This window comes from Paractinoplanes rhizophilus (assembly GCF_042664765.1).
In the GTDB taxonomy this organism is placed as follows: Bacteria; Actinomycetota; Actinomycetes; order Mycobacteriales; family Micromonosporaceae; genus Actinoplanes; species Actinoplanes rhizophilus.
Genome location: NZ_JBHTBJ010000132.1, coordinates 1 through 735 on the forward strand (window position 1 = coordinate 1; position 735 = coordinate 735).

Here is a 735-nt window from a genome sequence, read left to right on the forward strand (position 1 = left end):
GCTCGTACGCCGCGATCGCGGAGTGGGTGGCCGACGTACCGGACGCGACGGTCCAGGCCCTGGGTATCGCGGCTGATCGACGTCCGTCCGAGGCGATGATCCGCCGGTTGCTGCAGGCCCTGGACCCACTGACCTAAACTTTGGCCGTTTTGCTGTGTTTAGGTAGATCGGCGGGACTGATGGTTATCTCGTAAGTGACGTCGCGGGTACGTTGCGTTTCGCGTTGTCGTGCGGTGCGGGGGCCGGTACGGGTGCGGGTGTGTCGGTTGAGGGGTTGTGCGGCGATCGCAGTGATCAGGGTGGCGGCTGGGTCGGGGTCGTGGTGTCCGCAGTTGATGCAGGGGCCGGTGGCGAGGTGGGCTCGGGTCAGGGCGAGGACGGCGGCGAAGCTGACCGCGTCGGGATCGATGTTCAGGTCGACCGCGGTGGTCACGGCGAGCCGGACCAGGGCGTTGTAGACGGTCAGCAGAGCCCAGAGTTCCTGGTGGGCCAGTTCGGGGGTCTGTCCGCGGAGCCGGGTGCCGGGTTCGCGCAGGGTGGTTTTCAAGCGGGCGTAGGTGAGTTCGATCTGCCATCTCTCGGCATACAGTGCAGCGAGTTGGGCGGCGGGGTGTTGCGCGGCGCTGAAAATGAGCATGAGCGCGGCGTTGAGGGTGAGGACGTGGTGGTGCGAAAAGACCCCGCCGGGCGGGTGCCGGGCGGGGTCTTGGTGTTCAGGGTGCCAGCGTGGTGTTC

At 66.9% G+C, this 735-nt stretch carries 1 protein-coding gene; it reads right to left on the minus strand.

Annotated elements, in window-relative coordinates:
* Window positions 1–133: 133 nt before the first annotated feature.
* Window positions 134–735, minus strand: a 602-nt coding sequence (locus ACFQS1_RS40560; protein ID WP_378978412.1) for a transposase, incomplete at its 5' end; no start/stop codon positions are given.